Origin of the sequence: Paenibacillus sp. FSL K6-1558 (genome assembly GCF_038002565.1) — a bacterium.
In the GTDB taxonomy this organism is placed as follows: domain Bacteria; phylum Bacillota; class Bacilli; order Paenibacillales; family Paenibacillaceae; genus Paenibacillus; species Paenibacillus polysaccharolyticus.
In genome coordinates, this window is sequence record NZ_JBBOCV010000001.1 from 1,684,448 (window position 1) to 1,708,995 (window position 24,548).

Consider the following 24,548-nt stretch of genomic DNA (forward strand, 5'->3'; position numbering starts at 1 on the left):
ATGGGATTCATTCCAAACCGTCCAGAAGTGCCGCCGCCTCTTCATGGTTCGGATCTATTTCAAGTACACGGCGAACGTAGATAAGAGCATCCTGTTCCAGTTCCAACTCATAACAGCACACAGCCAAATCATACAACACCGTTATCTGTTGAGCATCAGATTCAGCATTCAGTGCGTCAAGGTCACCAGTCAGCAATTCCTCCAGGAACGTTTTAGCCTCTTCATACATAAACATCTCCAATAATAACTGACCTGATACGAAAGCAACCTGATTCCGATGGTCCATTGGATAATAGGAGGACCACATCCGTCTGATGCCAGAGTGAAGGTCAAACATCTCCTCATCGCTCGCATCCGCCAAAAGATCTTTGAACCGAGAGCACGCAACCATCAGAAACTCGGCATCGTACCCGCCCAATCGCCAGAAAGCCAGAAGTTGTCTAAGATCCATCTGTTCCACTTTAAAATCTGCCCATTCTTTTAGACTAAAGAAATCGTCTGGACCAAAGCGTTCAACAAAGCGATGATAAGCCAGCCTTGTATTCGCGTAGCTGATTGAATCATCCAGCATTAAAATCATGCCAACGTTCAGATCCTTATAATGATGTGCCGTAAAATACGTAGAAGCACCCTGCTGTTCCATTACAACCTTTATCGCATGATAATTAGCTGAGAGCGAGAAACTGCCATGAAATGCGAATTCAGGCGGCTCTGCATATTTCCAGTAATCCAGCCGATGATCCCCTTTATCCGCCGTAATTAACACATAACCTGACCGGGAAAGCTTGCTTAATCGTTCGAGACATCCTAGTCCTGTGGAGGGAAGCAGAATATGCGAATCTTCTAGCTCAGCACGGTACAGCGAAATCAGCTCGGCGTATGGGTAGGTCTCTTCCATATACTCGGGTGCGGGACGATAGTTATATTTCAGTGTCATATTTTCCAGGATCTCGGCAGGGTTCTGTTCTGCTACATGCTGTGGAAGTTCTACAAGTAGATCACACTCAAATACTTGCCCCTCCCCAATGTAAATCAAGTCCTGCGGAATGCTATCGAAGAAGTAATTGGCAATGAGTAGCAGCGGTTGTTGTAGATCCCCTTGCCTTATTGTTTTTTCGGACATAACCAGATTCAACGCTGTATCGTGCACCGCATCAAAACGTGCAAAATCCAGTACTCCCTGCTCTATGTATGTTTGCATCGAAGGATGCTCTTTCCAGGCAATCACATTCTCCATAGCCAGGTCTGTCATCACATAACGGAAAGGCGGTAGCTCCATACCCGCAATTTCCTTCAAAGCACACAGCTTGTTGAGCACCTGGTGAGCCAGTCTTCCTGCTCCTGCACCAAGTTCAACGATGGTAACCATCTCATGCTGTTCACCTTTGAGCATCAGATCCTGTAAAAAGCTGAAAATCATTTCAGCATAGGCTGTTGCAATGAATGGATTGCTCGTAATATACTGTGGCACCTGGTGATTCTCCCAAGCTTCCAATCCCATCTGTTCATAATAAGCTCTCTGCCAATCCCAAACCGGCGCTTCACTAAACCGGACATACCGGCCTTCGTTCTTCATCATCACTTATATCAAACTCGCTTTCTATCTATTTATTAGGACCAAGTCATCTAATTCTATGAAGAAAAACAATTATATCATATCCTTCTTATTTTACTTTCTATACTCTATTTATTCTTCCCCGAATACAGAGCGTCATTCCTTTCTACCCTCTCTACAAAAAAAAGCCTGCTCCTTATGGAAACAGGCACAGCGCCTATAAAATGAATATCTATAAACTTCGTAGTAAATCAAAAACAGTTTGGACTCGCATTTATGTTTCTAACAAAAGAGTAACCATTAGTCAGAGTACAAGACACCGTCGAAGTTCTCTGGACCTACACGAACGGTACCCAGCAAGTTCGTGCTGATAAAAGCCGTATACGTTAATTGTGGTGTAATTGGTGGGTTGTAATCGTCCGCAGAGAATGTAATAACTTGTGGTGCCAGAACGCTCAAGTTAAACGTGGACGTTGCAGAATAAATGACAGGATCTGTGGAGACGGTTCCCCGAACTACCGTGATCGTTACACCAACGAGTGCCAAAGGAAGCTGCAGAGTCACGGTTCCTTTGAATTGAACCCGAGGGTTCGCTCCGATTGTGGCTGTTGTCACCAATCCAATCTGTCCAAACAACTGTGGTGTGTTAATAACGAGAATCGGAATAGCGATGGAGTTAGCCAAACTCGCATTTTGCGAGGTTCTTGCATCAATTAACTGAGTCATGAAATCTACCTCCTATAGGTGGAATTGAGATAGTATATGCGAGAATGATCATCTGGCATGGACATCCATCCCATCATTGAAAAAAAGTCGTATAGAAGCCAATAAAAAAATAGAATCGTACTGTTTTTATTCCTTAGCTAAACTATACGTCGTTCCCATCTATGAAAATAGAAGTCTATGAAAACAGAAAAAAACCCTTGCATCGCAAGGGTTCTAAAATATGGGCCCTACAGGACTCGAACCTGTGACCAATCGGTTATGAGCCGACCGCTCTAACCAACTGAGCTAAGGGCCCTGAACAAATAATATATAACAGTGTAGATGGTCGCTGTAAACCATCCAGTAAAGCTATATTGCGGGGGCAGGATTTGAACCTGCGGCCTTCGGGTTATGAGCCCGACGAGCTACCGGGCTGCTCCACCCCGCGTCGTTAAAATTAATAAACAGCGACTTAATTAATATACACTATTACTCCATCATAAGTCAAGGGGTAATCTCAGGGAATAAATCGCACACCATACCGACCTTTACGTGAACGATACACTTCAACTTCTTCAGGCTCATTGTGTCCGTAAATCCAGCCATCCTGCTCCAGTCTTTTTGCTAGGCAACCTGCTTGAAATTTCGTTGCATACAGCTTGCTGAAATATATCCATTTCATCCTGCTCGTCCTTTCCAAAGGGTTCATATACTGCTGTTAATTGTAGAATACCCCAAATTCCTAAAAATAGCCGCCAGAGATGATAAAATCTCCAGCGGCCATTATTTTTTGTAATAGACGAAGGTTACTTGGATGTTACTGGTGCATAACTTATTGGAATGTTGCTTTAGGATCTTTTTTCAACTTCGCAAGCATCTCATTCCCTTTGGCTGCCCATTCACCCAGTGCTTCTTTTGGTGTCTTTTTATTTTCTAACACTTGATTAAAGTACTCCATACCTTTGTCACTTACCTGCCACAGTCCAGGCATTTTCTGATACATTTTATCCAGATTCGTGTTGGTTGGCGGCACCGGCTTCAACGTGTAGAACGCCTGAATATTGTAATCAAGTCCGTCTTTTGGTTTAATGAAGCTTTTCCGGGATACCAATTCATAGCTGCTACGTGCCTTGATCTTAGCCCAATCCTCGCTATTCATATACTTGATCAGTTCCCAGGCATCATCCGGGTTCTGAGCGGAGCTGTTGATTGCCATCAAACTGCTAAGATAGATGTTGCCTCCGACCTCAGGAGCTTCTGGATGAACGGGAGGTGTAACTACATCCCAATCTATTTTCGTAAAATCTTTCATTTTATCTGCATTTTTATTCGCATCAATTAATTGATTGATGTAATTGTAATCCCCGATCGCCATTGCTGTTTTGCCACTAAGGAACAAGTCGCCCTGAACAGGATTGTAGCGTCCTTCTGTTTGCTGATCTTGTGGCTCGTCACCTTTCGGGATGACTTTATCAATCGCCAGCTTGCTGACCGTACTCCACACTTTCTCCCATTGCGGAGAATCTACGGTCATCTTTTCTGCCTTGTCGTCAAAGACTTTCAACTGCAGCGAATTATAATACTGTTGCATAGAGTAGTACGGAGAGCCGCCGTTATATGTGCTGAACGACATTCCGAAGACATGATCTTTACCTTCGCCTTTAGTAAGGCGAGTCGCCAGATTAAAGATATCGTCCCACGTCATGTTGTCCGTTGGTGGTTCAACACCCGCTTTTTCAAACATTCCCTTGTTATAAAACAGAGCAGAAGAAGAGAAGGTTGGTGTCAGCGCATAGATGTTCTGGTCACCCAGATCTTTGATCCCTTCAAGCACACTTGGCACAATGTCGCTGGTGTCAAATTTGTCTTCCTGCATTAACGGATCAAGTTGCTTAACCATGTTCTCCTGAATCAACGACTTGATCGTAGCCGTATCTGCTACAACGACATCCACCGGATTATCTCCTGTCATAATTTTCTTCAAACTCTCCATGGTATCTGGCATTTCGTTTGCTTGTTCGGAATTCCCAAAGCCATACATACTGCCCTGATCAACCGCAGGCACGATTTCTACCGTGACATTTTTGTGTGTGAGTTCGAAAGCATCCGTAAATTGCTGACGGAAATAGCTGTCATCCTGTCCTCCCCAGAGTGTCGCTACACGCAGCACACGCTGTTCATTATCTGTATTCTCACTCGCTGTACATCCTGCGATAAGTGGCAATGCCAGTGTTGCTGTTGCCATGATGGCCAGCACACGTTTTCCCCACAACCTGTTTTTCATCTCCCAGTTCCCCCTCTTAAATTATCTTGGCGGTGTAATAACAATACGTTCACCGTCAAACTCCAATGTCGCTCGGCTATCAATGGACAAGGCTTCCAGATACTCTTTTGGCACCTGAAGCCGCCCCGCACGATCAATAATGACAAAAGCTTCATGAACGTCAGGCGCGCCTGCTTCAGACAGCCCCTGATCGTCATCCAGATTCGGATTGCGTTTCACAAATTCAGTACTGGTCAGGCCATCCCGAATCGCAACGATCCGATCAACCTTGCCAGCAAGCGTCAAGTCATGGGTAACAATGACAATGGTGACGCCAAGTTCCTTATTCATTTTGCGAAAAATGTTCATGATTGTATCACACGTCTCGGAATCGACGGAACCTGTAGGCTCATCTGCCAGCAAAATTTTTGGCCGATTGGACAAGGAGATCGCAATCGCTACACGCTGTTGCTCCCCGCCCGACAGTTGATGCAGTTTGTTATGCATACGATCCTTCAGACCAACCCATTCAAGTAACTGCATAGCGTACTTACGATCACGTTTGCCACCCAAAATCATCGGTGTTTCCACATTTTCCAGTGCGGTGAGATAGGGCAGCAGATTACGACCGTTATTTTGCCAGATGAATCCAACCGTGTGACGTTTGTATTCCACGAGTTGAGCATCCGTCATTTTAAGCAGATCCCAGTCCCCAACCACCGCCGTGCCAGCGGTAGGGCGGTCCAGGCCGCCAAGGATGTTAAGCAGCGTTGATTTACCACTACCGCTGTTGCCAATAATCGCCATCATTTCGCCTTGATTGACGGTCAGATTGAGACCTTGAAGGGCAACGACTTCCACATCGCTGGATTTAAAAATTTTGACAAGTCCTTCGCATTGGATCACGTTTACCTCTCCTCTCCCATTTTGACCGCCTGATGAACTCTGAGCCTGCGAATCTGCCAGAGCAACATCGATGCTCCGATAATCAGCATAACTACGGTTACGCCGTACAGTTGCAACATATCCTGCTGTTCAAAGACGATGCGGAATGGCGGAACTTGCGCAGACACATTATCGGTCGTTTGCAAGAATGGCAGGAAGAGCCTGCTTGAAACCTGACCGATACTAATCCCCAGCAAGATCGAAAGCCCAGCGGTGAACACCTGCTCCAGCAATAACATACCGCTAAGCTGTGCTCTGGATAGACCCATAGCCCTCAGGACACCAAACTGTACCACGCGTCCCGAGAGGTTGAAGAACCAATAGAGCACGTAACCGATTAACGAGATGATCACCGATACAAGGAATCCCAGACTCAGAATGCCGAATACCCCGCCCCTGGATGGATGTTTTCCCTGAGTGACCAGTTCAGTCCGCACATCACGGACAGAGGATAGCTCAATGCCTTCTGCCGCGAGTTTCTCCATTAATGGAGCTACCTTGGCATCCGGTTTCATTTTTAACCATACCTCGTAGGGCATTAGCGGAACCTGATCATAAATATAATCCAGATTAGCCACGAAGAATGGCATCTGATCCGGGTATTGTGAAGGCCAGTATGGAATAATGCCAAAAACTACAAATTCTATCGCTTGACCTTGTATCCCCATGGAGACCATGTCTCCCGTTTTGAGCTTGAACTTGTCAGCAAATTTCGAAGAGATCAGTACAGCCCCTTCATATTTACCAAGCAAATCAAGATATTTGTAAGGATGTGCAGGGAATAGATCGTTACGGAACCAAGCTACTTTGGCAAAGTCTACATTATCGATACCAACGAGCATCCCTTGTCCGCCGGATTTCCCTGAGACAATAATGTTGCCCTTCGTTTGCAGTACCCGTGCAGCATGCTCCACACCGTTTAATTGGCGGAACACTTCAAATGGGGGCTCGGAGTATATGATTTTGGTTGGTTGCGATGAACCGCCACCGCCACCGCCGCCACCTCCTGGAGCTCCACCACCGCCATTTCCTCCACCAGCGCCACCACCGGCCCCTCCGTTGCCTCCACCTTGCTGACCGCCGCCTGATCCGCCGCCTTGTCCAGAACCTCCTGGCTTCACCTCGGGAGTTCCTTCCCATACCGTTTGTATAATAACATCCGAGCCATAACGGTAAAGCGTACGTTCTGTTGAATTCAAATCAATGGTTCGCGCTGCGGCCGAGTTATACACTCCAAGGCCGAGCGTCAGCACTAATAGAATCATGAGCGGATAATAGGATGAAGATGAACGGGATAACTGTGTCAACGTCAGATACATTGGAACTGGTAATAACTTGCGTCCGATCAACTGTATCAGTTTCAAAATCCATGGGAACAAACGCAGGAAAAACAGGCCAAGCGCAAAGATCGCTAGTGCAGGTACAAAGAACAGAAACGGCTGCACCTGTAACTGATCTGTCGTCATCCCCGTCTGGAACGTCAGCATCTGACGTTCATAAAACAGATAGTATCCGTATCCCGCTAGACCGAGCAGCCCCACATCGAGGAACCATCGTTGCCACAGCGGCGCACGATCGGTACGTGCCTGGCGCCTTTTAGCGGATACAATCGTTGCCCGTGCGTACGTAATTGCCGGAATCAGTGATGCAATAATAGCAACCAGTACCGCTGCCACGCCAAGCAGAATCGCTTCTTTGGATACGCCAATCGGAATGGATTTTCGATCTACAAAGGATAAGAATCCACTTGCCGAGCCGATACTCTTCGCCATGAACCATCCGAGTAGCGGCCCAACAACCAGTGCAATCGCGCCCAGGAAGATGCCTTCAAGCAGATAGAGCGAGAAGATCTGACGAGCCGAGGCTCCACGGCTACGTAGCACAGCGATGTCACTTTCCTGCTTTTGCAGGGATTGTCTGGCATTCATTGCGATGAAATAAAAGACCATCGCAATCATCGGTGCAGCAAGTGTAAACAGCATCGTCTGCAGCTGCAGACTCTGGCTACGGAATTGTTTGAGCAGATCGCCGAAGGTAATATCAACCTTGGTATCTTTCAGCCGCTGATAGAGATCAATATCCAGCCGTTCCAGCACAGAGCTGAGGCCAGATAACTGGCTGGTTTGAACCTCTTTAAGATCAAATGCATAGTACCAGCGTGAATTCTGTAGTGGAATACCCTTTTCTTTGAGTAATACGTCATTAAAAACCGATTCATTCACATAAAGTCCATTCATCATACCGTCGAAGCCTTGAACCCAATACGGACTATTCGGATTGTCGGCCTTGAAGGAACCCGTAATTTTCACACGCAACGTAATATTCAGACCGCTGTAGATCGGGTATTCCAGAATATCCCCCACATGAAGATCATTCCGGTACATCCCTTCTTCCAGCATCACAGCTTCGATGATGTCGTCCTTGACCTGATTCCCAGGTTTGACACCCGCCGAGTAATTCACCTGATCATCCAGTCCACTCATCGTACCCAGTGTCATACTCCGCACACGGCTTGCATCCACTTTGGTCGGATCTTCAGGACTGACCTCTGTACTGCGAATGGATCTCGAATTCACATACGTATGAAATGGAAATCCAATGTCGCGAGGAACATCCTCGCGAATGTAGCGATTCACCTCATCCAGTCCTCTGGTATCGGTCTTTGCACCGCCGGGTGCTTGGTAACTCATCAACAGCGATCCTGCTGGTAAACCTTCACTGTTATCCTGCAGCGTCTGCGCGACAACCCGTTTCAACGCACCATCGGCATACATTGGAATACTGACGGTGAACGCTACCGCCACAATCAAGCCGATTAATGTGCTGAAAGTCATCCAGCGTGTGTTCCACATTTTGCGGAACAGCAGCCGAAGCAATGGCAGCCCCATTAGCGTCCCACAACTTTCTGACCAACCGTCAGACCTTTCAGAATCTCGACATCGGTTGATGTCTGCTGTCCAACCTCAACGTCCACTTCACGCTTGCTTCCATCATTCTCGATCACCTGTACATAGGTTCTGGAACCGATGGAGCGCAAAGCAGATACAGGAATGACAATCGCGTTCTCGGTGCGCTGAGTTACGATCGAAACCGTTAAAGGCGTACCGCGTTCTACATTTTTAGGCATCTTCGCCAGAGTAACAAGGACATATTGATCCAGCGTTTCCTTCGCCGGAGGTGAGCCTCCTTGGCCCTGACCTGATCCATTGCTATTATTGTTACTTGAAGCTTCAGCCGTAGGCATTGCTTTGATCTTGCCGGCCACTTTGCCAGCACCGTTGATGTCAACTTCAGCCTTCATGCCAGACGTAAATTTCTCTAGATCCTCCTTGGCAAATGTAGCCGCCACAACCAGGTTGGACGTATCCGCAATGGTCGCAATAGGATCATACGCTTTGACCGATGCGCCCTTCTCCACTTGAACCGCAATCACGGTACCTCCAAAGGGAGCCGTCAACGTGGATTGTCCCAGCTTTTCTTCCAGATCAGCAAGCTCCTGACGAAGTTCTTCAAAAGCAATGGTCGCTTCTTCAAACTCCACCGGGTCCATCTCGTCCTTCTTGCGCAGCGTTTCCTTCATCTGTACTTCCGATTTGCGAATCTGAAGCCGCTTGCCGCGAATTTCCTTTTCCACACTTGTTACGTCAAGGACAGCGAGAACCTGTCCTTTCTTCACTTTATCCCCCGTTTTTACATTCAATTCCTTAATGTGCATGCCATCCAGCGTAAAATATACTTTTTCTTCACGCTGACTCATCATCTTGCCACTACCGCTCACCTTTTTCTCCAGCGTCTCCGTACGGACTTCATATTCCGGTTTTTTGGAGATCGTTGGCGGTGTTATTGGTGGGAGCACCTCTTCCTCCGACTCAGATGGTAGCAATGAACAGCCTGACATCGTTGCAGCGAGTATTGCACCAAGTACAATAAGCGCTGTGCGTTTCCCCCTCTTCGGAACGGCACCTTTACGTGAGAAATCTGCCGTCCGCCATTTCATAAACATGGTCCGCAACCTCCAAAATTGTAGGATCGTGTGTAGTCATACATATCGTTACTTGTTCTACTTCAATGATATTGCGGAACACAGCCATAACCTGTGCACCCATTTTGGAATCCAGCTCCGCCGTTGGTTCATCCGCAAGCAGCAACCGAGGCCTGTGTGCAATCGCTTTAGCGATGGCCACCCGCTGCTGTTCCCCCCCGGACATCTCAAAAGGCCGGTGCTTGACACGTTTGCTCAGTCCAACTAGATCCAGACAGTGACCTACTCTGTCTTTCCATTCCGACCGCGGTACATCCGCCATACGGAGCGACAGCTCTACATTTTCCCAAGCAGATAATAAAGGCATGAGTGCATACGCTTGAAAAATAAATCCAATCTCTCTGCGCCGCAAAGCGGTTCGCCGTTGATCTCCCCAATCCTGAAGAGGCTGTCCGGAGAATAGAATCTCTCCACTAGAAGGCTGGTCAAGTCCGCCGAGCATGTTCAGCAATGTTGTTTTACCTGAGCCAGACCGTCCTTTCAGCATAACAAGCTGCTGCGGCTTTACTTCCATATCAATGCCTTTGAGCACATGAATGATACGACTGCCTGTCTGAAAGCTACGATGAACGTTGCGTACCTCCAACACGGGTCCATCATACGGAGGCAACAGTTCCTTTCTCGGCTTCGCTTTGGTCTTCTGCGGTTTTTCCTCTATGGCTATAGCCGTTGCTGACTCCTCCATAGCAGATACCTCATCTGACGTGAGCGCTTCCGCGCTTAGAGGCTCGGGCTCCGTTATGTACGAAGGTTCTTCCGATGTAGCCCTTTTCTCCAGCTTAGGTTGTTCCTGTTCGCGTTTATCACCCGATTGGCTCTTGGCAGTTCTTTTCCTTGAAAATAACTTTTTCATGCCAGCAATCACGCTCATCCTCTCTTGTTATGCCGCGCATTTCCTTCATGCGCCCTAAATCTAGAAATCTGTTCCATGCTACACTGAATTATAAACGACTGCTCTCCACTAAAAGTTACAAGCTTTTTACATCGTCAGTGTGAAAAAGTTAATATTTTGATGAACATAACAAAAAAGCACCCCAAGTTACGGGATGCCTCTTGATTATTCGATAGTTTTGCCGTCATTACGGGAATCATTACAATTTTGATACCGTTTGCTGAGCAACAGTTTATTGTTGATGGGATGATATTATTTACCAAATGAAGAAGGATCTTCACGCCACGATTGAAGCAGTGCAAAATCGCTCTCTTGAATGGTTCCTTGAGCCAACGCAACATCCATCAGCGCTGTATAATTGGACAGCGTTTGTAGAGGTATGCCGGCTTCCTCGAACGCTTTCACACCTTTATCCAGCTGATAGCTGAAAATCGCAAGAACTGCGAGTGGTGTCGCTCCTGCTACGCGTACAGCTTCTGCCGCTTTAATCGAACTTCCTCCGGTTGAAATCAAATCCTCGATCACGACTACTTTCTGTCCTTCGCTGATTAAACCTTCAATCAGATTTTCCTTGCCGTGACCTTTCGCTTTATCTCGAATATAGGCCATCGGCAGATTCAGCTTCTGAGCTACCCATGCAGCGTGTGGAATGCCCGCGGTCGCTGTACCTGCAATCACTTCAGCATCTGGATATTGATCACGAATGATTGCGGCAAAAGCTTCGGCAATATCGTTACGAATCTCAGGATAAGACATCGTCAGACGATTATCACAATAAATTGGTGATTTGATGCCGGATGTCCATGTGAATGGTTGCTGTGGACGCAGTGCCACCGCCTTTATTTTTAGCAACTGAGAAGCGATATGGTTTGGAATTTGGCTAAGTTCGATCATACGTTCAACATCTCCTTCAAAATGGTCTCTGCCGCTTCACGCGGGTTTGGTGCACCGGTAATGGGTCTGCCCACAACGATGTAATGACTGCCTCTGCTAATAGCTTCACCTGGTGTCAGGACACGTGTCTGGTCGCCAAGACCACTGCCTGCAGGACGAATACCGGGGGTTACCGTGCGAAAATTACTGCCACATGCTACCCGGATTGCTGGCACTTCGAGCGGAGAAGCCACCACACCATCCAGCCCGGCCTCCTGAGCCAGCCCGGCATAACGAACTACCGCTTGCTCTACACTCCCAGGGATACCGATCTCGTTATTCATCGTTTCCAGACTGGTGCTGGTCAATTGTGTCACAGCGATAATCTCAGGTCTTTTCAGCGAAGGATCTGCAGCAAGGGCAGCTTCCGCGCCTTCACGTGCTGCACGCATCATGCTGGCCCCACCCGCCGCATGTACATTAAACATGTCCACTCCAAGACGTGTGATGCTTTCGGCTCCGCCACGCACGGTGTTTGGAATATCATGCATTTTCACGTCAAGAAACACGGAGTACCCTCTCGCTTTCAATTCCCGAATAAAGTCCGGACCCGCTGCATAGAACAACTGCATGCCAACCTTGAGATAACAAGGAATACCCTCAAGAGCCTGTACCAGTTTCTGTGCCTCATCTGCCCCCGGATAATCGAGTGCAACCATCAGACGTCCAGCCATTTCATTGAAATTCGGGTGATTCATATCCCAGCGCCCCTTCCGCGTGCTCATTTTTTCCGTTTTTGCCCGATATAAAGGACATCCCGCCAGCCCGCAGGCTGACTGATGTCCTTCATCAAGTGACTATTCATTATACAAAGGCTGGCATAGCCTCCGAGGAGAAGTTGATCGTTTGTAGCATAATCAGCAACGCACGAATGGTATCCAGGGAAGTCATACATACCACACCATTCTCAACCGCTTCACGGCGGATACGGAATCCGTCACGTTGTGGCGTTTTACCTTTAGTCAAGGTATTGAACACAAAGTTCGCTTCACCACTGCGGATCATATCGAGAATGTTAGGTGAGCCTTCGCTCAATTTGTTCACAACGGTTACTGGAATGTTAGCCGCTTGAAGCGCAGCTGCCGTTCCGCCAGTTGCCATGATTTTGTATCCCAGTCTGTAGAAACCTTCGAGCAAAGGTACTGCTTCGTCCTTGTCTTTGTCTGCGACAGTGACCACAATGGCTCCAGTTGCTGGAATTTTCATTCCCGCACCGATCAGACCTTTGAACAGAGCTTTCGCATAGTTCGGGTCACGTCCCATAACCTCACCTGTTGATTTCATCTCAGGTCCGAGAGTCGGTTCAACACGGCGCAACTTCGCGAAGGAGAACACAGGTACTTTTACCGATACGTGATCCGCTTCCGGCCACAGACCATCTACATAACCCAGGTCTTTCAGTTTCACACCCAAGATCGCTTGTGTTGCCAGGTTCGCCATTGGAATGTTGGTTACTTTACTCAGGAAAGGAACCGTCCGGGAAGAACGCGGGTTAACCTCGATAACATAAACCTGACCCTCGTGGATAACAAACTGAATGTTAACCAGACCGATGGTTTTCAGTTCCTTGGCAATTTTGATCGTGATCTCTACAATTTTTTCTTTCAGATCTGCCGACAGATGCTGCGGTGGGTATACCGCAATCGAGTCACCGGAGTGTACCCCTGCGCGTTCGATATGCTCCATGATGCCTGGAACCAGTACCGTTTCACCGTCACAGATGGCGTCTACTTCCACCTCTTTACCCAGCATGTAACGGTCGATCAGAACCGGATGCTCTGGATTGATTTTTACCGCTTGCTCCATGTAAGTCAAGAGTTCCGCATCGGAGTATACAATCTCCATTGCACGACCGCCCAGGACATACGAAGGACGAACGAGTACAGGGTATCCAAGTGATTGAGCTGTTTCCACAGCATCGTCTACGGAAGTGACCGTTTTACCTTTTGGCTGTGCAATCTCCAGACGGGAGAGCAGGCGTTCGAACTTCTTACGATCCTCTGCTTCATCAATGCTTTCCAGATCCGTTCCGAGGATCGTTACTCCTGCATTGCGCAGCGGTGCTGCCAGGTTGATTGCCGTTTGCCCACCGAACTGCACGATAACGCCTACCGGTTGCTCTTGTTCAATGACGTTCATGACATCCTCGAAGAACAGCGGTTCGAAGTACAAGCGGTCAGAAGTGTTAAAGTCTGTGGATACAGTCTCCGGGTTATTATTGATAATAACCGCCTCGTATCCTGCTTTCTGCAAAGCCCATACTGCATGTACTGTGGAGTAGTCGAACTCAATACCTTGACCGATCCGGATCGGGCCGGAACCAAGCACCACCACTTTTTTCTTGTCCGAAGGCAACACTTCATTTTCTGTCTCATATGTCGAATAGTAATAAGGTGTTGTCGCTTCGAACTCAGCCGCACAGGTATCTACCATTTTGTAAACCGGACGAAGGTTCTCCTCTTCACGACGTGCTCTGACTTCTGCTTCAGTCGTCAATGTACCTCCAGGTTGACCTTCGGCACGCAATTCAGCGATAGCACGGTCCGTAAAACCAAGACGTTTCGCTTGATAGAGCGTTTCGGAAGTCAATTCGGATTCTGCGCGAACACGGTCTTCGAACTTAATGAGCCCTTCGATTTTATCCAGGAACCACCAGTCGATCTTGGTCAGATCCTGCAGTTGTTGCAGCGTATAACCTCTACGGAATGCTTCCGCGATCAGGAACATGCGCTCATCGTCTGCTTTCATCAGACGTTCGTTCAGCGTCGTTTCATCCAGTGTTTCTGCACCTTTCAGGTACAGACGGTGTACACCGATCTCCAGGGAACGAACCGCTTTGTGAATGGACTCTTCAAACGTACGTCCAATCGCCATCACTTCGCCTGTTGCTTTCATCTGTGTACCCAGTTTCCGGTTCGCCGATGTGAACTTGTCGAACGGCCAGCGTGGAATTTTACTTACGATATAGTCAAGTGTTGGCTCAAAGCAAGCGTACGTTTGACCTGTAACCGGGTTAATGATCTCATCCAGCGTATAACCCATTGCGATTTTGGCAGCCATTTTCGCAATCGGATAACCTGTTGCTTTGGAAGCCAGCGCCGATGAACGGCTTACACGCGGGTTAACCTCGATTACGTAATATTGGAAGCTGTGCGGATCGAGCGCGAACTGAACGTTACATCCTCCCTCAATATTCAGGGCACGGATGATTTTCAGGGAAGCGGAACGCAACATTTGGTATTCACGGTCAGACAACGTTTGGCTTGGAGCCACAACGATACTGTCACCTGTATGAACGCCTACCGGGTCAAAGTTTTCCATGTTGCAAACTACGATGCAGTTATCGTTTTTGTCACGCATAACCTCGTACTCGACTTCTTTCATACCGGCGATGCTCTTCTCTACCAGACATTGACCAATCGGGCTGTAACGAATTCCGGCTGCTACGGTTTCGCGCAGTTCTTCTTCGTTTGCACAGATTCCGCCGCCTGTTCCGCCAAGGGTATAGGCCGGACGTACGATGATTGGATAACCGATCTCACCAGCAAATTCCAGCGATTCTTCCAGCGTTGTAACGATGACACTTTCTGGTACGGGTTGTTCTAGTTCGCGCATCAGATCACGGAACAGATCGCGGTCTTCCGCTTTCTCGATGGACGTCAGTTGTGTTCCGAGCAATTTCACGTTTTCACGTTCAAGCACACCCGCACGTGCGAGTTCAACAGCCATGTTCAGACCTGTTTGGCCGCCCAGTGTTGGCAACAAGCCGTCCGGACGTTCCTGACGAATGATTTGGGTTACAAAATCCAGCGTAATTGGCTCAATGTACACTTTGTCAGCCATATTGGTGTCCGTCATGATTGTTGCAGGGTTACTGTTAATGAGTACAACTTCCACGCCTTCTTCTTTCAGAGCCTGGCAAGCTTGCGTACCGGCATAGTCGAACTCGGCTGCTTGACCGATGACGATTGGACCGGAACCAATCACCAGGATTTTTTTGAGATCTTTGTTAATCGGCATGTTATTGCGCTCCTTTCACTGCGGCTGCCAATACGGCTTGACGCGGCTTTTGCGGGTTAGTGATCTTGTGCTCACGAATCATCTCGATGAAACGATCAAACAGGTAGCTGTTATCATAAGGTCCTGGCGCTGCCTCCGGGTGATATTGTACGGAGAAGGCAGGATATTTTTTATGTTTCAGACCTTCGATGGTCTTGTCATTATTGTTGATATGTGTAACTTCAAGATCTGTGCTCTTCACAGACTCTTCGTTTACCGTGTAACCGTGGTTTTGGGATGTGATGAAGCAACGTCCACTCTCCAGTTCTTTAACCGGGTGATTGCCTCCGCGGTGTCCAAACTTGAGTTTTTCCGTGTCTGCGCCTGCTGCCAGGGCGAACAACTGGTGACCCAGGCAGATACCGAAGATCGGATATTCACCGAGCAACTCGCTGATCATGTTCACGGCATGAGGTACGTCTTTCGGGTCCCCAGGGCCGTTGGACAATTGAATGCCATCCGGGTTCAGACGACGAATCTCGTCAGCCGTTACGTCATGAGGCACGACAACAACATCACAGTTACGTTTGCTGAGTTCACGCAAAATCCCTGTTTTTGCGCCGTAGTCGACCAGAACGATACGTTCTGCTGTTCCCGGACTGTTGTACACATGCTCTGTAGACGTCATAGGCACCTGATTACGCAATTGCTCAATCGTAGTGTCCCCCATCATCTCCAGCAGTTCTTCGACAGGTTTCGATCCTGTTGTGAGAATTCCCTTCATTGTACCGTGGTGACGAATCCGGCGAGTCAACATCCGTGTATCAATCTCGCTGATCCCTACGATGCCGTATTCTTTCAGCAGATTATCCACGCTGTACTCTGCACGCCAGTTGCTCGGCGTTGGCTCATGGCGTCGTACCACGAAACCGTGCACGTAAGGACGAATCGACTCAAAGTCATCTCGGGTAATTCCGTAGTTACCGATCAATGGATACGTCATCGTTACGATCTGGCCACAGTATGAAGGATCTGAAAGTACCTCTTGATAGCCTGTAATTCCCGTATTAAAAACGACCTCTCCTGTCGTTTCACCTTCCGCACCAAATGCTTTTCCGGTGAACAGCGTGCCGTCTTCCAACAATAATCTTGCCTGTCCCTGCATCCCATTTCACTCCCTCTGTGTTTATCCAAGTTGAATTCTTGGAGTTGAACATAAGTGATGTACGTTAGCTGTAGCTTCATGGTCAGAAAACCCTGCGATCGCTTCGCTTCTTCGGGTTCTTTCTGCCCACTCCGCAGTTACGTCCCGCGTCTATGTTCAAAAGCAGGATTCAACTTTTCTTTGTTGCGTCTATTTTGACTCGAGGCTTGACTTGCCTTGAGTTTGTTCATAAAAAGTGTTTACTGATCAAGCTTTTAGTTCGTTAAAAAATAGTTGTTATGAGTTCCATTGTATCTTTTTAACGATGTGTTACGTCAGCATGTTGCTGTTTTATTGCTCTAACGTGTTATTCCATACACTTTTGCCATCCACCCATGTTTGTACCGGCCAGCCTTTCAGCTTCCAGCCTGTGAACGGTGTGTTTCTGCCTTTTGTTGCGAACGTTGCCGGGTCAACAGCCTTTTCCTGATTCAGATCAATCATCGTCAGGTCGGCAGGTGCTCCTGCTTCCAGCTTGCCCGTATCCAGTCTGAATACGCGAGCCGGATCAGCCGTCATGCGTTTTACCAGGAAGTCTAACGTCCATAATCCTGTTTGAACAAACTTCGTGTAGAGCAACGGGAAGGCCGTTTCGAATCCAACGATACCAAATGGCGCGAGCTCCATGCCCTTTGCTTTCTCTTCTTCACTATGCGGTGCATGGTCGGTCACGATCATATCGAGGGTTCCATCCTGCAAACCTTCGATACAAGCCTGCACATCACGTGGCGAGCGTAGCGGTGGGTTCATTTTCCAATTGGCATCCATGCCTGGGATGTCTTCATCAGATAGAACGAGGTGGTGCGGACATACCTCTGCAGTCACCTTGATGCCGATCGATTTCGCAAGACGAATCAGACGAACCGATTGTTCTGTACTGACATGGCACACATGGTAGTGTACCCCTGTTGCTTCTGCTAGCAGAATGTCGCGGCCTACGTGAATGGCTTCGGACTCGTTCGGGATGCCTTTGATGCCATGGCGTTTGGAGAATTCACCTTCGGTGACATACCCGCCAACTACCAGAGAATCATCCTCACAATGGGCAATCACGGGCATATCCATGCTGGCTGCGAGGCTCATAGCATCCTTCATCATTTGCGCATTCTGTACACCTACGCCGTCGTCCGTGAAGCCAATCGCACCCGCTTCTTTTAATGCGGCAAAGTCGGTCAATTCACGGCCTAGTTCGTTTTTGGTAATCGCCGCATATGGCAACACTTTAACCAGATCTGCTTCCTTCGCTTTGTTCAGTACCAGTTCTACAACCTCAGGTGTGTCGGTTACCGGTCTTGTATTTGGCATGCAGGCAATGGTTGTAAACCCGCCTTGCGCAGCGGAGCGAGCTCCTGTTTCGATCGTCTCTTTATGTTCGAATCCAGGCTCGCGTAGATGCACGTGCATATCGATTAATCCAGGGATCACCAGCTTGCCTGATGCATCGGTTACCTGCTCTGCTGACTTCTCGGCGTTCCGTACGATTTCATCTTCCGGGCCAGCGATCGTTTTAATTTTACCTTCTTCTATAAGAATGGTTTTCCGTTCAAGTTCCCCTTGTTGATTCAAGACGTTTGCGTTTTTTATCACCTGTACCATAATTGCCCTCCGCTTCGGTTCTGTCCAGCAGGGTAGATCCGCTAGATGAATGTTTTATCGTCTACTCTCTCTTCATTGGTGTGCAAGAACATCGTCTCGCCAGCCTATGACTCTATGCTAGGCCCTGTTACAGCTTCATCGCACGTTCCATAACCGCCATGCGGATCGGAACTCCGTTTGCCATCTGTGGGAAAATTCGTGAAGCTTCGCTCTCTACAACCGCATCATCCACTTCAACGTTACGGTTCACAGGTGCAGGGTGCATAATAATCGTACTTGGCTTCAGGCGTGATGCCCGTTCTTCCGTCAATCCGTAGTGTTCGCGATAATCCTCAGCTGAAGTGATCAGGCCATGTTGATGACGTTCCAGTTGAACCCTGAGCATCATGACTACATCAGCATCCAGCGCTTCTTCAAGACCTACATAAGGTGCGTGCTCTGCAAGCTCTGGCGCCTGCATTGTTTGCGGTGCGCAGAAACGTACATCTGCACCAAACTTTTGCAGTGCCCACAAGTTAGAGCGTGCTACCCGGCTATGCATGATATCTCCGATGATTGAGACACGTAAACCTTTCAGCTCACCAAATGCCTTCCGCATCGTGTAGAGATCAAGGAGCGCCTGCGTCGGATGCTCATTATTGCCATCTCCCGCATTCACTAGCGGCACACTGACCTTCTGAGCCAGTTGTTGCAAGACACCAGCCGGTTTCAAGCGAATGACCCCTGCATCGATCCCCATGGATTCAAGTGTTCGAACCGTGTCGTAGATCGACTCGCCCTTTTCTACACTTGACGCAGCTGCTGTGAAGTTCAACACTTGAGCTCCCAGTCGCTTCTCTGCCATTTCAAATGAAAATCGGGTGCGGGTACTGTTCTCGAAGAACATGTTCGCTACAAAGCGGGACTCAAGGACCGGAACGAGTTTTTCCTTCTGTGCTTCCCAGTGGGCTGCACGATTCAGAATCGACTCGATCTCGTCACGGCTAATGTCTTTTAATCCAAGCAAGCTTCGGTCTTTCAGCGCTGTCTGTGTAATCATCATGCCTGCTCCCCTCGGTTCTGTATGATTTTGACCTCATCCTGTCCGTCTGTCTCCATGAGTGCAACCTCGATCTCTTCTGATTTGGATGTCGGCACGTTTTTGCCAATAAAATCAGGTCTGATCGGTAGTTCCCGGTGTCCACGGTCTGCAAGTACTGCCAGCTGTATGTTCTGTGGTCTTCCACAGTCCATCAGCGCATCCATCGCAGCTCGTATTGTGCGTCCGGTATATAGCACATCATCGAACAAAATCACTTTTTTGTTATGAATGGAAAGTGATTCAGGTGTCATAATCAACAGTTCCTTGCGATTCGCCTGGTTATCATCCAGTCGGTCATCACGATAGAGGGTTACATCAAGTTCTCCCCAGGGAACTTTGGCGCCTTCAATCTCTTCGATCTTGGCGGCGATTCGTTCGGCCAGATACACTCCGCGGGTGCGGATTCCAACCAGCACGCAATCGTCGATGCCTTTGTTCTTCTCCAATATTTCATGGGCAATCCTTGTCAATGCGCGGCGAATCGCCGTTTCATCCATAATGACATGTGTCTCTGTGCTCATGCGTTCAGCCTCCTCAGGATTTTCCTTCGAAACCATGGCCCCGTGACGAGGAGAACAAAAAAGACTCCTTGCCGTGTTTATTGGCAAGGAGTCTCCGAACTTCAGACGTCGCTGAAGAAAGTTTACTCTCGGGATGCATCATTATATCTGCCGCAGCAAATAAATGATGAATCGTTCACGTTACCTTGCCAGTCTCACGGGACTGATTTAAAGGTGCTATTCATGTCGTGCATATGAGGAACCTCACAGAGTTCTATCTCAATATGCCCGTTTGTCTTCATGAATTATGACAGAAAGACAACCCTCTGTCAACACCTCACCTCGCAGGTGCAAATCCTCTGCTTCGTCTTATTAGAATCAGCATTTAGGCGACAAAACATCCATGTCACATCACATGTCATTCGTCATTTATAATTATACAACAAACCTGCATATTTATCCATAGACAATTACAACCTGTTTCTAATCCAAATAACACCACCTGTCCCCTATTTTCAAACACTTCTCCTGAATCTATGAAGTTGATGAATCAGTCTCCTTTCAATTGGGGAAGTTTATACACACGTTCATTTAATAAATCCGCCTTTTTTCCGATATACATATAGCTTAGGGAGTAACAACGTAAGGAAGGTGACCTTATCCCTCCACTGTTATAGCTCCCTTCATTATTTTGAAGGAGGACACCATGCGTCACATATGGCAAATTTACAAGACAGACTGGCTACATATTTTCAAAGTACCCACAGGTGTATTTCTGATCGTCGCAATCATATTACTGCCAGGTGTATACGACTGGGTAAATGTCAAATCCGTTTGGGACCCGTACAGTAATACACAAGGCATCAAAATCGCCGTAACTAGTGAAGACAAGGGTGCCACGGTTACGGGTACTGCCATTAATATTGGCGATGAGTTAATGTATAGTTTAAGTCACAACCACAAGCTGGGATGGACATTTGTGAATCAAGCCGAAGCTAACCGAGGTGTTCAGACCGGTGAGTATTATGCCAGCCTGCTCATTCCTGCTGATTTTTCATCACGGATCACGGGCATTGTGGATGGAAAACTGGATCGACCGGAAGTCATATACACAGTCAATGAAAAAGTCAATGCCATCGCTCCCAAAATAACCGGTTCGGGTGTATCCGCCATTACAACGCAGATTAATGAGAATTTTACTGAAGCCGTCAGTGAAGCAGTGCTTACCAAGCTGAAGGAAGCTGGCGTAGAGATTAATGCACAGTTGCCAACGCTACGCAAAATGGAAAGTGGCATCTTTTTGCTGGAGAAAAATCTGCCTGAAATCCAGACAGCTGGTCAGAAAGTGCTCGAAGTTGACCAAGCCATGCCGGAGATTGTAAAACAGGCTCAAAAAATTGTTGAATTAGAGAAAAGACTGCCTGAAATTAATGAAGCTGCTGGATATGTACTAAAAGTACAGCAATATTGGCCTCAGATTAAAGCGGCTGCTTCAGAGGTGGTAGCCTTACAAGATCGAATACCGGAAATAGAGCAAGCCGTCGCCCGCATTCAAGAGGTTGATGCCAACTTCGGACAAGTTTCTGGAGTAATTCAAACCGCCCTGGATAAGACCAATCAAGCTCTTGCTATCGTTTCTGATGCTGAGCAGGATTTGGATAAGGTGTCCGAAATTTCTGATAACGCAGTGCAGTTTGCTAATGGATTAAATCAATTTGCAAGTTCCAGTCAGGAAGCCTTCCAATCGATTACGCCAACGATTCGGCAAAATCTGATGTTCGTGCAGCAAATAACAAACGTAGCTGGCGATATGTTTGAACAATTAAAAGGAACCGATTGGAGTAAGTTGCCAAGCGCTGATGACATCGACCGTCTTACTTCTCGTCTAGGCACTGCAGTAAAAATCATGGATAGTATGTCTGATCTGTTAGGCAAAATCGATGCTCTATTGCCCTCTCATCCACTGGCAACAAGGATACAGCAATTACAAACGATATTCGAACAACTTCAGCAACAAATAAAACTGGCCGGAATCATCAGTACAGCCTTGCGCGAGAATACAATCCCTCCCGCAGATGTTGTTGCCCGATTAAATGAAATGAATAGAAACATTAACACCGGGATCGATCGCTTCCTAAGCACCTTTGATAGCCAGATTGTTCCTGCGCTTACGGATGCAACCGATCAGCTAAAGTCTGTTCTCTCTACGTCAGCTAATACGTTGCAAGCAGCAAAGGAGCGTCTTCCCGACATTGCAGCAATTCTCGCTACAGCGAAGGAGGGCATTCAATTTGGTCAAACGGAGCTGGAAAAAATTCAGGGTGATCTACCCGACATTCAGGCTAAGGTGCATGAGATTTCACAAACCGTTGGCACTAAGAGTGAATCCTTTATCCGTGCTTGGAATGTGGTGTCTTCCCTTATTCAACGTGATCTGCCCAAGCTGGAGGATAAATTAAATGCGGCTGCCGATTTTGTTCGTAATGATCTGCCTCAGGCTGAGAAGCAAATTAGCAAAGCGTTCAGCTTTGTGCAGCATCAACTGCCCGATGTGCAACAAGGAGTACATCGCGTAGCTACTCTTGTTCGTAAGGACTTGCCAGAGTTGGAAAGTGCAATCCGCAAGGCTGCCGAGAAATTAAGAGAAGTCGAGGGCAATAATCAATTTGCCGAGCTCGCCAAATTGTTGCGGGGGGATATTGAGGAGGAAAGTGCATTCCTCGCGAGTCCAGTACAGATTAAGGAACAACACCTGTACCCCATTCCGAATTACGGTTCAGCCATGTCACCATTCTATGCCGTATTATCACTATGGGTAGGTTCAACATTGTTAATATCCCTGTTGCGTGCGGAAGCAGAAAACCCGGAGGGCGCATACCGCGGATATGAACTGTATCTCGGTCGCCTAGCTACTTTCCTAACCGTTGGTTTATTGCAGGCGATATGCGTTACAGCGGGAGACATCTGGATTCTGGGAACGTATGTCGCAGATCAATGGTTGTTTATTGTATTTGCCATGCTAGTGAGTGCAGTGTTTGTCACGATCACATATACGCTTTTATCTGTATTCGGTAATATTGGCAAAGGCATCGCTATTATCTTCATGGTGTTTCAGTTCTCCAGTTCGGGTGGTACTTTCCCGATCAGCATGACTTCGCCCTTTTTTCAAGCGTTAAATCCGTTCATGCCGTTCACTTATGCTATCAGTCTGCTACGTGAAGCTGTCGGTGGTATTCTATGGTCAACAGCCATAAAGGACATCCTGTGGTTATGTCTGTTCATAGCGCTTAGTCTTATTCTTGCTCTCTTGTTAAAACGACCATTAAGCAGCTTAACGAAACGTTCTGCTGAAAATGCGAAAAAAACGAAAATCATTGCTTGATTTGTGTATTTAGCAGTACCTGAGTTTCGCAAAAAAGGCCTCTTGAACGTAAGTTCAAGAAGCCTTTTTCTTTTTGTATTACTACACAGGATATCATCATGTGCTGTGCCACGCTGTTCTTTCAATTCTTTCCCGATCTGCTCATCGCTGTGCTGAACGTTGCTGTTCCAGCTGTTCATAAGATTGTTTAATCGTCGACAGGGTTTCGAAATGACGATAGATGTTGTTGCCAACCGTGACGAGCAAGGATGCTACGAGCAGTCCAATCAGTACTTTTTTACCCAACCCGGAGCGCAGACTGCTGATAAACATACCACCAAGCAGATAAAAAGCAAACAAATAATGTCCGGCATACAGGTACATATCATACTGATACACAGCCAGCCCGAATCCTACAACAAGGTGAAGCAGGAAAGCAAATATAATGTACGGCATTAACGTCCACACACTACGCTCGCGTATACCACGAATGAAACCTGCTAGCGCAAGGAACAAAAGAAATATACCCGTAATTTGAACATAAAGCGGATTAGAGCGGGTAAGGTCTGTGACAAATGCGACCATACCCGGATCAAGCAAGTATACTTGGGGAGATAACATCGGATTGATGGTCAGCAATACCAACGCTTTATAATGTGCCGCCCACTGGAAAGGTGTCGCATAACTGGTGCCCCCATTTTGAATACCTAACAACCAGTTGCTTATCCAGCTTCGGCCGCCAAATGCAACATACTGAATGGCTGTTAACACCAGAATCATCAGTACGGCGAGTGACATAATGCCGATATATTTTTTCCAACCTGCCTTACTACGCCATGCCTGCATATTAAAGAAGACAGCTCCGGCAAACGGTACGATATTAGTCGAAGTTAATCCAAAGTTAATTGTCGCAAGTAGTGCATTCGGGACATAACGGACGTCCTGCTGTGCCCGCGAATACTGCAAGTACAGAACAGACAGAAGAATAACAAACTGCACATACGGATACGAGTCCGGGATAAAGGCCGTAAACATTAAATACGAGCTGAACCCAAACAGCAACGCGAACAACAACGGTGTATGTGTAGATTTCTTTTCATTTTGGCTAAGAAAAATAAAAACCAGAACAACTGAACCTGCATTCACAAGGGATTGTAAAATCAGAAAAAACCAATTGCCCCCCAGCAGCTTGGAAATAGCTCCGAGCGTAACCGCCAAATAAGATATTAAGGGGTGAATAACCGAAGAACTGTTATCTCCGTAATACATCGAAGGATCAAAATTAAACAGGTTAAGTGGAAATACCGCTGTATTAAACGGTGTATATTTTCCCAGCATCTCTGCGTTTTGACTGATATACATAATATAAGAACCATTCATCAAACCATAAAAAAGAGCAAAACCGGCGAACAAAACAAAAGCAGTCCAAGTCACTCTACGGTCATAAAATATGTAATCTAGAAATTTCATGC

At 47.4% G+C, this 24,548-nt stretch carries 17 protein-coding genes and 2 tRNA genes; 1 reads left to right on the forward strand and 18 read right to left on the reverse strand.

Annotated elements, in window-relative coordinates; genetic code table 11:
• Nucleotides 1–7 precede the first annotated feature (7 nt).
• The 17 genes from MHI38_RS07245 to pyrR form a co-directional block, all read right to left on the reverse strand.
• Nucleotides 8–1,579 carry a tetratricopeptide repeat protein gene (locus MHI38_RS07245; RefSeq protein ID WP_341181118.1) on the reverse strand — a complete coding sequence of 524 codons (1,572 nt, stop codon included), beginning with the start codon at nt 1,577–1,579 and terminating at the stop codon, nt 8–10.
• Between the two features lie 276 nt (nt 1,580–1,855).
• Entirely contained in the window at nt 1,856–2,281 is a 426-nt protein-coding gene (locus tag MHI38_RS07250; RefSeq protein WP_154888160.1) for a hypothetical protein, read from the reverse strand.
• Nucleotides 2,282–2,502: 221 nt separating this feature from the next.
• A tRNA-Ile gene (locus MHI38_RS07255) sits at nt 2,503–2,576 on the reverse strand.
• A gap of 58 nt (nt 2,577–2,634) precedes the next feature.
• A tRNA-Met gene (locus tag MHI38_RS07260) sits at nt 2,635–2,708 on the reverse strand.
• A gap of 69 nt (nt 2,709–2,777) precedes the next feature.
• Complete coding sequence (locus MHI38_RS07265) at nt 2,778–2,942, reverse strand: hypothetical protein (RefSeq protein WP_167375813.1); 165 nt, start codon at nt 2,940–2,942, stop codon at nt 2,778–2,780.
• 150 nt (nt 2,943–3,092) lie between these two features.
• Entirely contained in the window at nt 3,093–4,544 is a 1,452-nt protein-coding gene (locus MHI38_RS07270; protein ID WP_090923724.1) for an ABC transporter substrate-binding protein, read from the reverse strand.
• A 21-nt stretch (nt 4,545–4,565) separates the two neighbouring features.
• A complete protein-coding gene (locus MHI38_RS07275) occupies nt 4,566–5,429 on the reverse strand; it encodes an ABC transporter ATP-binding protein (RefSeq protein WP_090923725.1) in 864 nt (287 codons plus the stop codon).
• A gap of 2 nt (nt 5,430–5,431) precedes the next feature.
• Nucleotides 5,432–8,356 (reverse strand): ABC transporter permease, encoded by a 2,925-nt coding sequence (locus MHI38_RS07280; protein WP_154888158.1) that lies wholly within the window; start codon nt 8,354–8,356, stop codon nt 5,432–5,434.
• Nucleotides 8,356–9,471 carry an efflux RND transporter periplasmic adaptor subunit gene (locus tag MHI38_RS07285; protein WP_154888156.1) on the reverse strand — a complete coding sequence of 372 codons (1,116 nt, stop codon included), beginning with the start codon at nt 9,469–9,471 and terminating at the stop codon, nt 8,356–8,358. The genes MHI38_RS07280 and MHI38_RS07285 overlap by 1 nt, the downstream gene beginning before the upstream one ends.
• On the reverse strand, nt 9,434–10,381 hold the full coding sequence (locus tag MHI38_RS07290; RefSeq protein WP_261769239.1) for an ABC transporter ATP-binding protein: 948 nt from the start codon (nt 10,379–10,381) through the stop codon (nt 9,434–9,436). The genes MHI38_RS07285 and MHI38_RS07290 overlap by 38 nt, the downstream gene beginning before the upstream one ends.
• A 273-nt stretch (nt 10,382–10,654) precedes the next feature.
• Entirely contained in the window at nt 10,655–11,296 is a 642-nt protein-coding gene (gene pyrE, locus MHI38_RS07295; protein ID WP_090923728.1) for an orotate phosphoribosyltransferase, read from the reverse strand.
• A complete protein-coding gene (gene pyrF, locus MHI38_RS07300; RefSeq protein WP_154888154.1) occupies nt 11,293–12,033 on the reverse strand; it encodes an orotidine-5'-phosphate decarboxylase in 741 nt (246 codons plus the stop codon). Before pyrF ends, pyrE begins: the two co-directional genes overlap by 4 nt.
• A 106-nt stretch (nt 12,034–12,139) precedes the next feature.
• Entirely contained in the window at nt 12,140–15,355 is a 3,216-nt protein-coding gene (carB, locus tag MHI38_RS07305; protein ID WP_253492642.1) for a carbamoyl-phosphate synthase large subunit, read from the reverse strand.
• Between the two features lies 1 nt (nt 15,356).
• Nucleotides 15,357–16,499 carry a glutamine-hydrolyzing carbamoyl-phosphate synthase small subunit gene (carA, locus tag MHI38_RS07310; protein WP_090923731.1) on the reverse strand — a complete coding sequence of 381 codons (1,143 nt, stop codon included), beginning with the start codon at nt 16,497–16,499 and terminating at the stop codon, nt 15,357–15,359.
• Between the two features lie 330 nt (nt 16,500–16,829).
• Entirely contained in the window at nt 16,830–18,134 is a 1,305-nt protein-coding gene (locus MHI38_RS07315) for a dihydroorotase (protein ID WP_154957750.1), read from the reverse strand.
• Nucleotides 18,135–18,261: 127 nt separating this feature from the next.
• A complete protein-coding gene (locus MHI38_RS07320) occupies nt 18,262–19,173 on the reverse strand; it encodes an aspartate carbamoyltransferase catalytic subunit (RefSeq protein WP_418792763.1) in 912 nt (303 codons plus the stop codon).
• Nucleotides 19,173–19,736 (reverse strand): bifunctional pyr operon transcriptional regulator/uracil phosphoribosyltransferase PyrR, encoded by a 564-nt coding sequence (gene pyrR, locus MHI38_RS07325; RefSeq protein WP_090923734.1) that lies wholly within the window; start codon nt 19,734–19,736, stop codon nt 19,173–19,175. Before pyrR ends, MHI38_RS07320 begins: the two co-directional genes overlap by 1 nt.
• Before the next feature lie 685 nt (nt 19,737–20,421).
• Here pyrR and MHI38_RS07330 point away from each other — a divergent pair.
• On the forward strand, nt 20,422–23,097 hold the full coding sequence (locus MHI38_RS07330) for a YhgE/Pip domain-containing protein (protein ID WP_341181119.1): 2,676 nt from the start codon (nt 20,422–20,424) through the stop codon (nt 23,095–23,097).
• Between the two features lie 141 nt (nt 23,098–23,238).
• Here MHI38_RS07330 and MHI38_RS07335 read toward each other — a convergent pair whose 3' ends face one another.
• A complete protein-coding gene (locus MHI38_RS07335; RefSeq protein ID WP_253492625.1) occupies nt 23,239–24,546 on the reverse strand; it encodes a DUF6080 domain-containing protein in 1,308 nt (435 codons plus the stop codon).
• Nucleotides 24,547–24,548 lie beyond the last annotated feature (2 nt).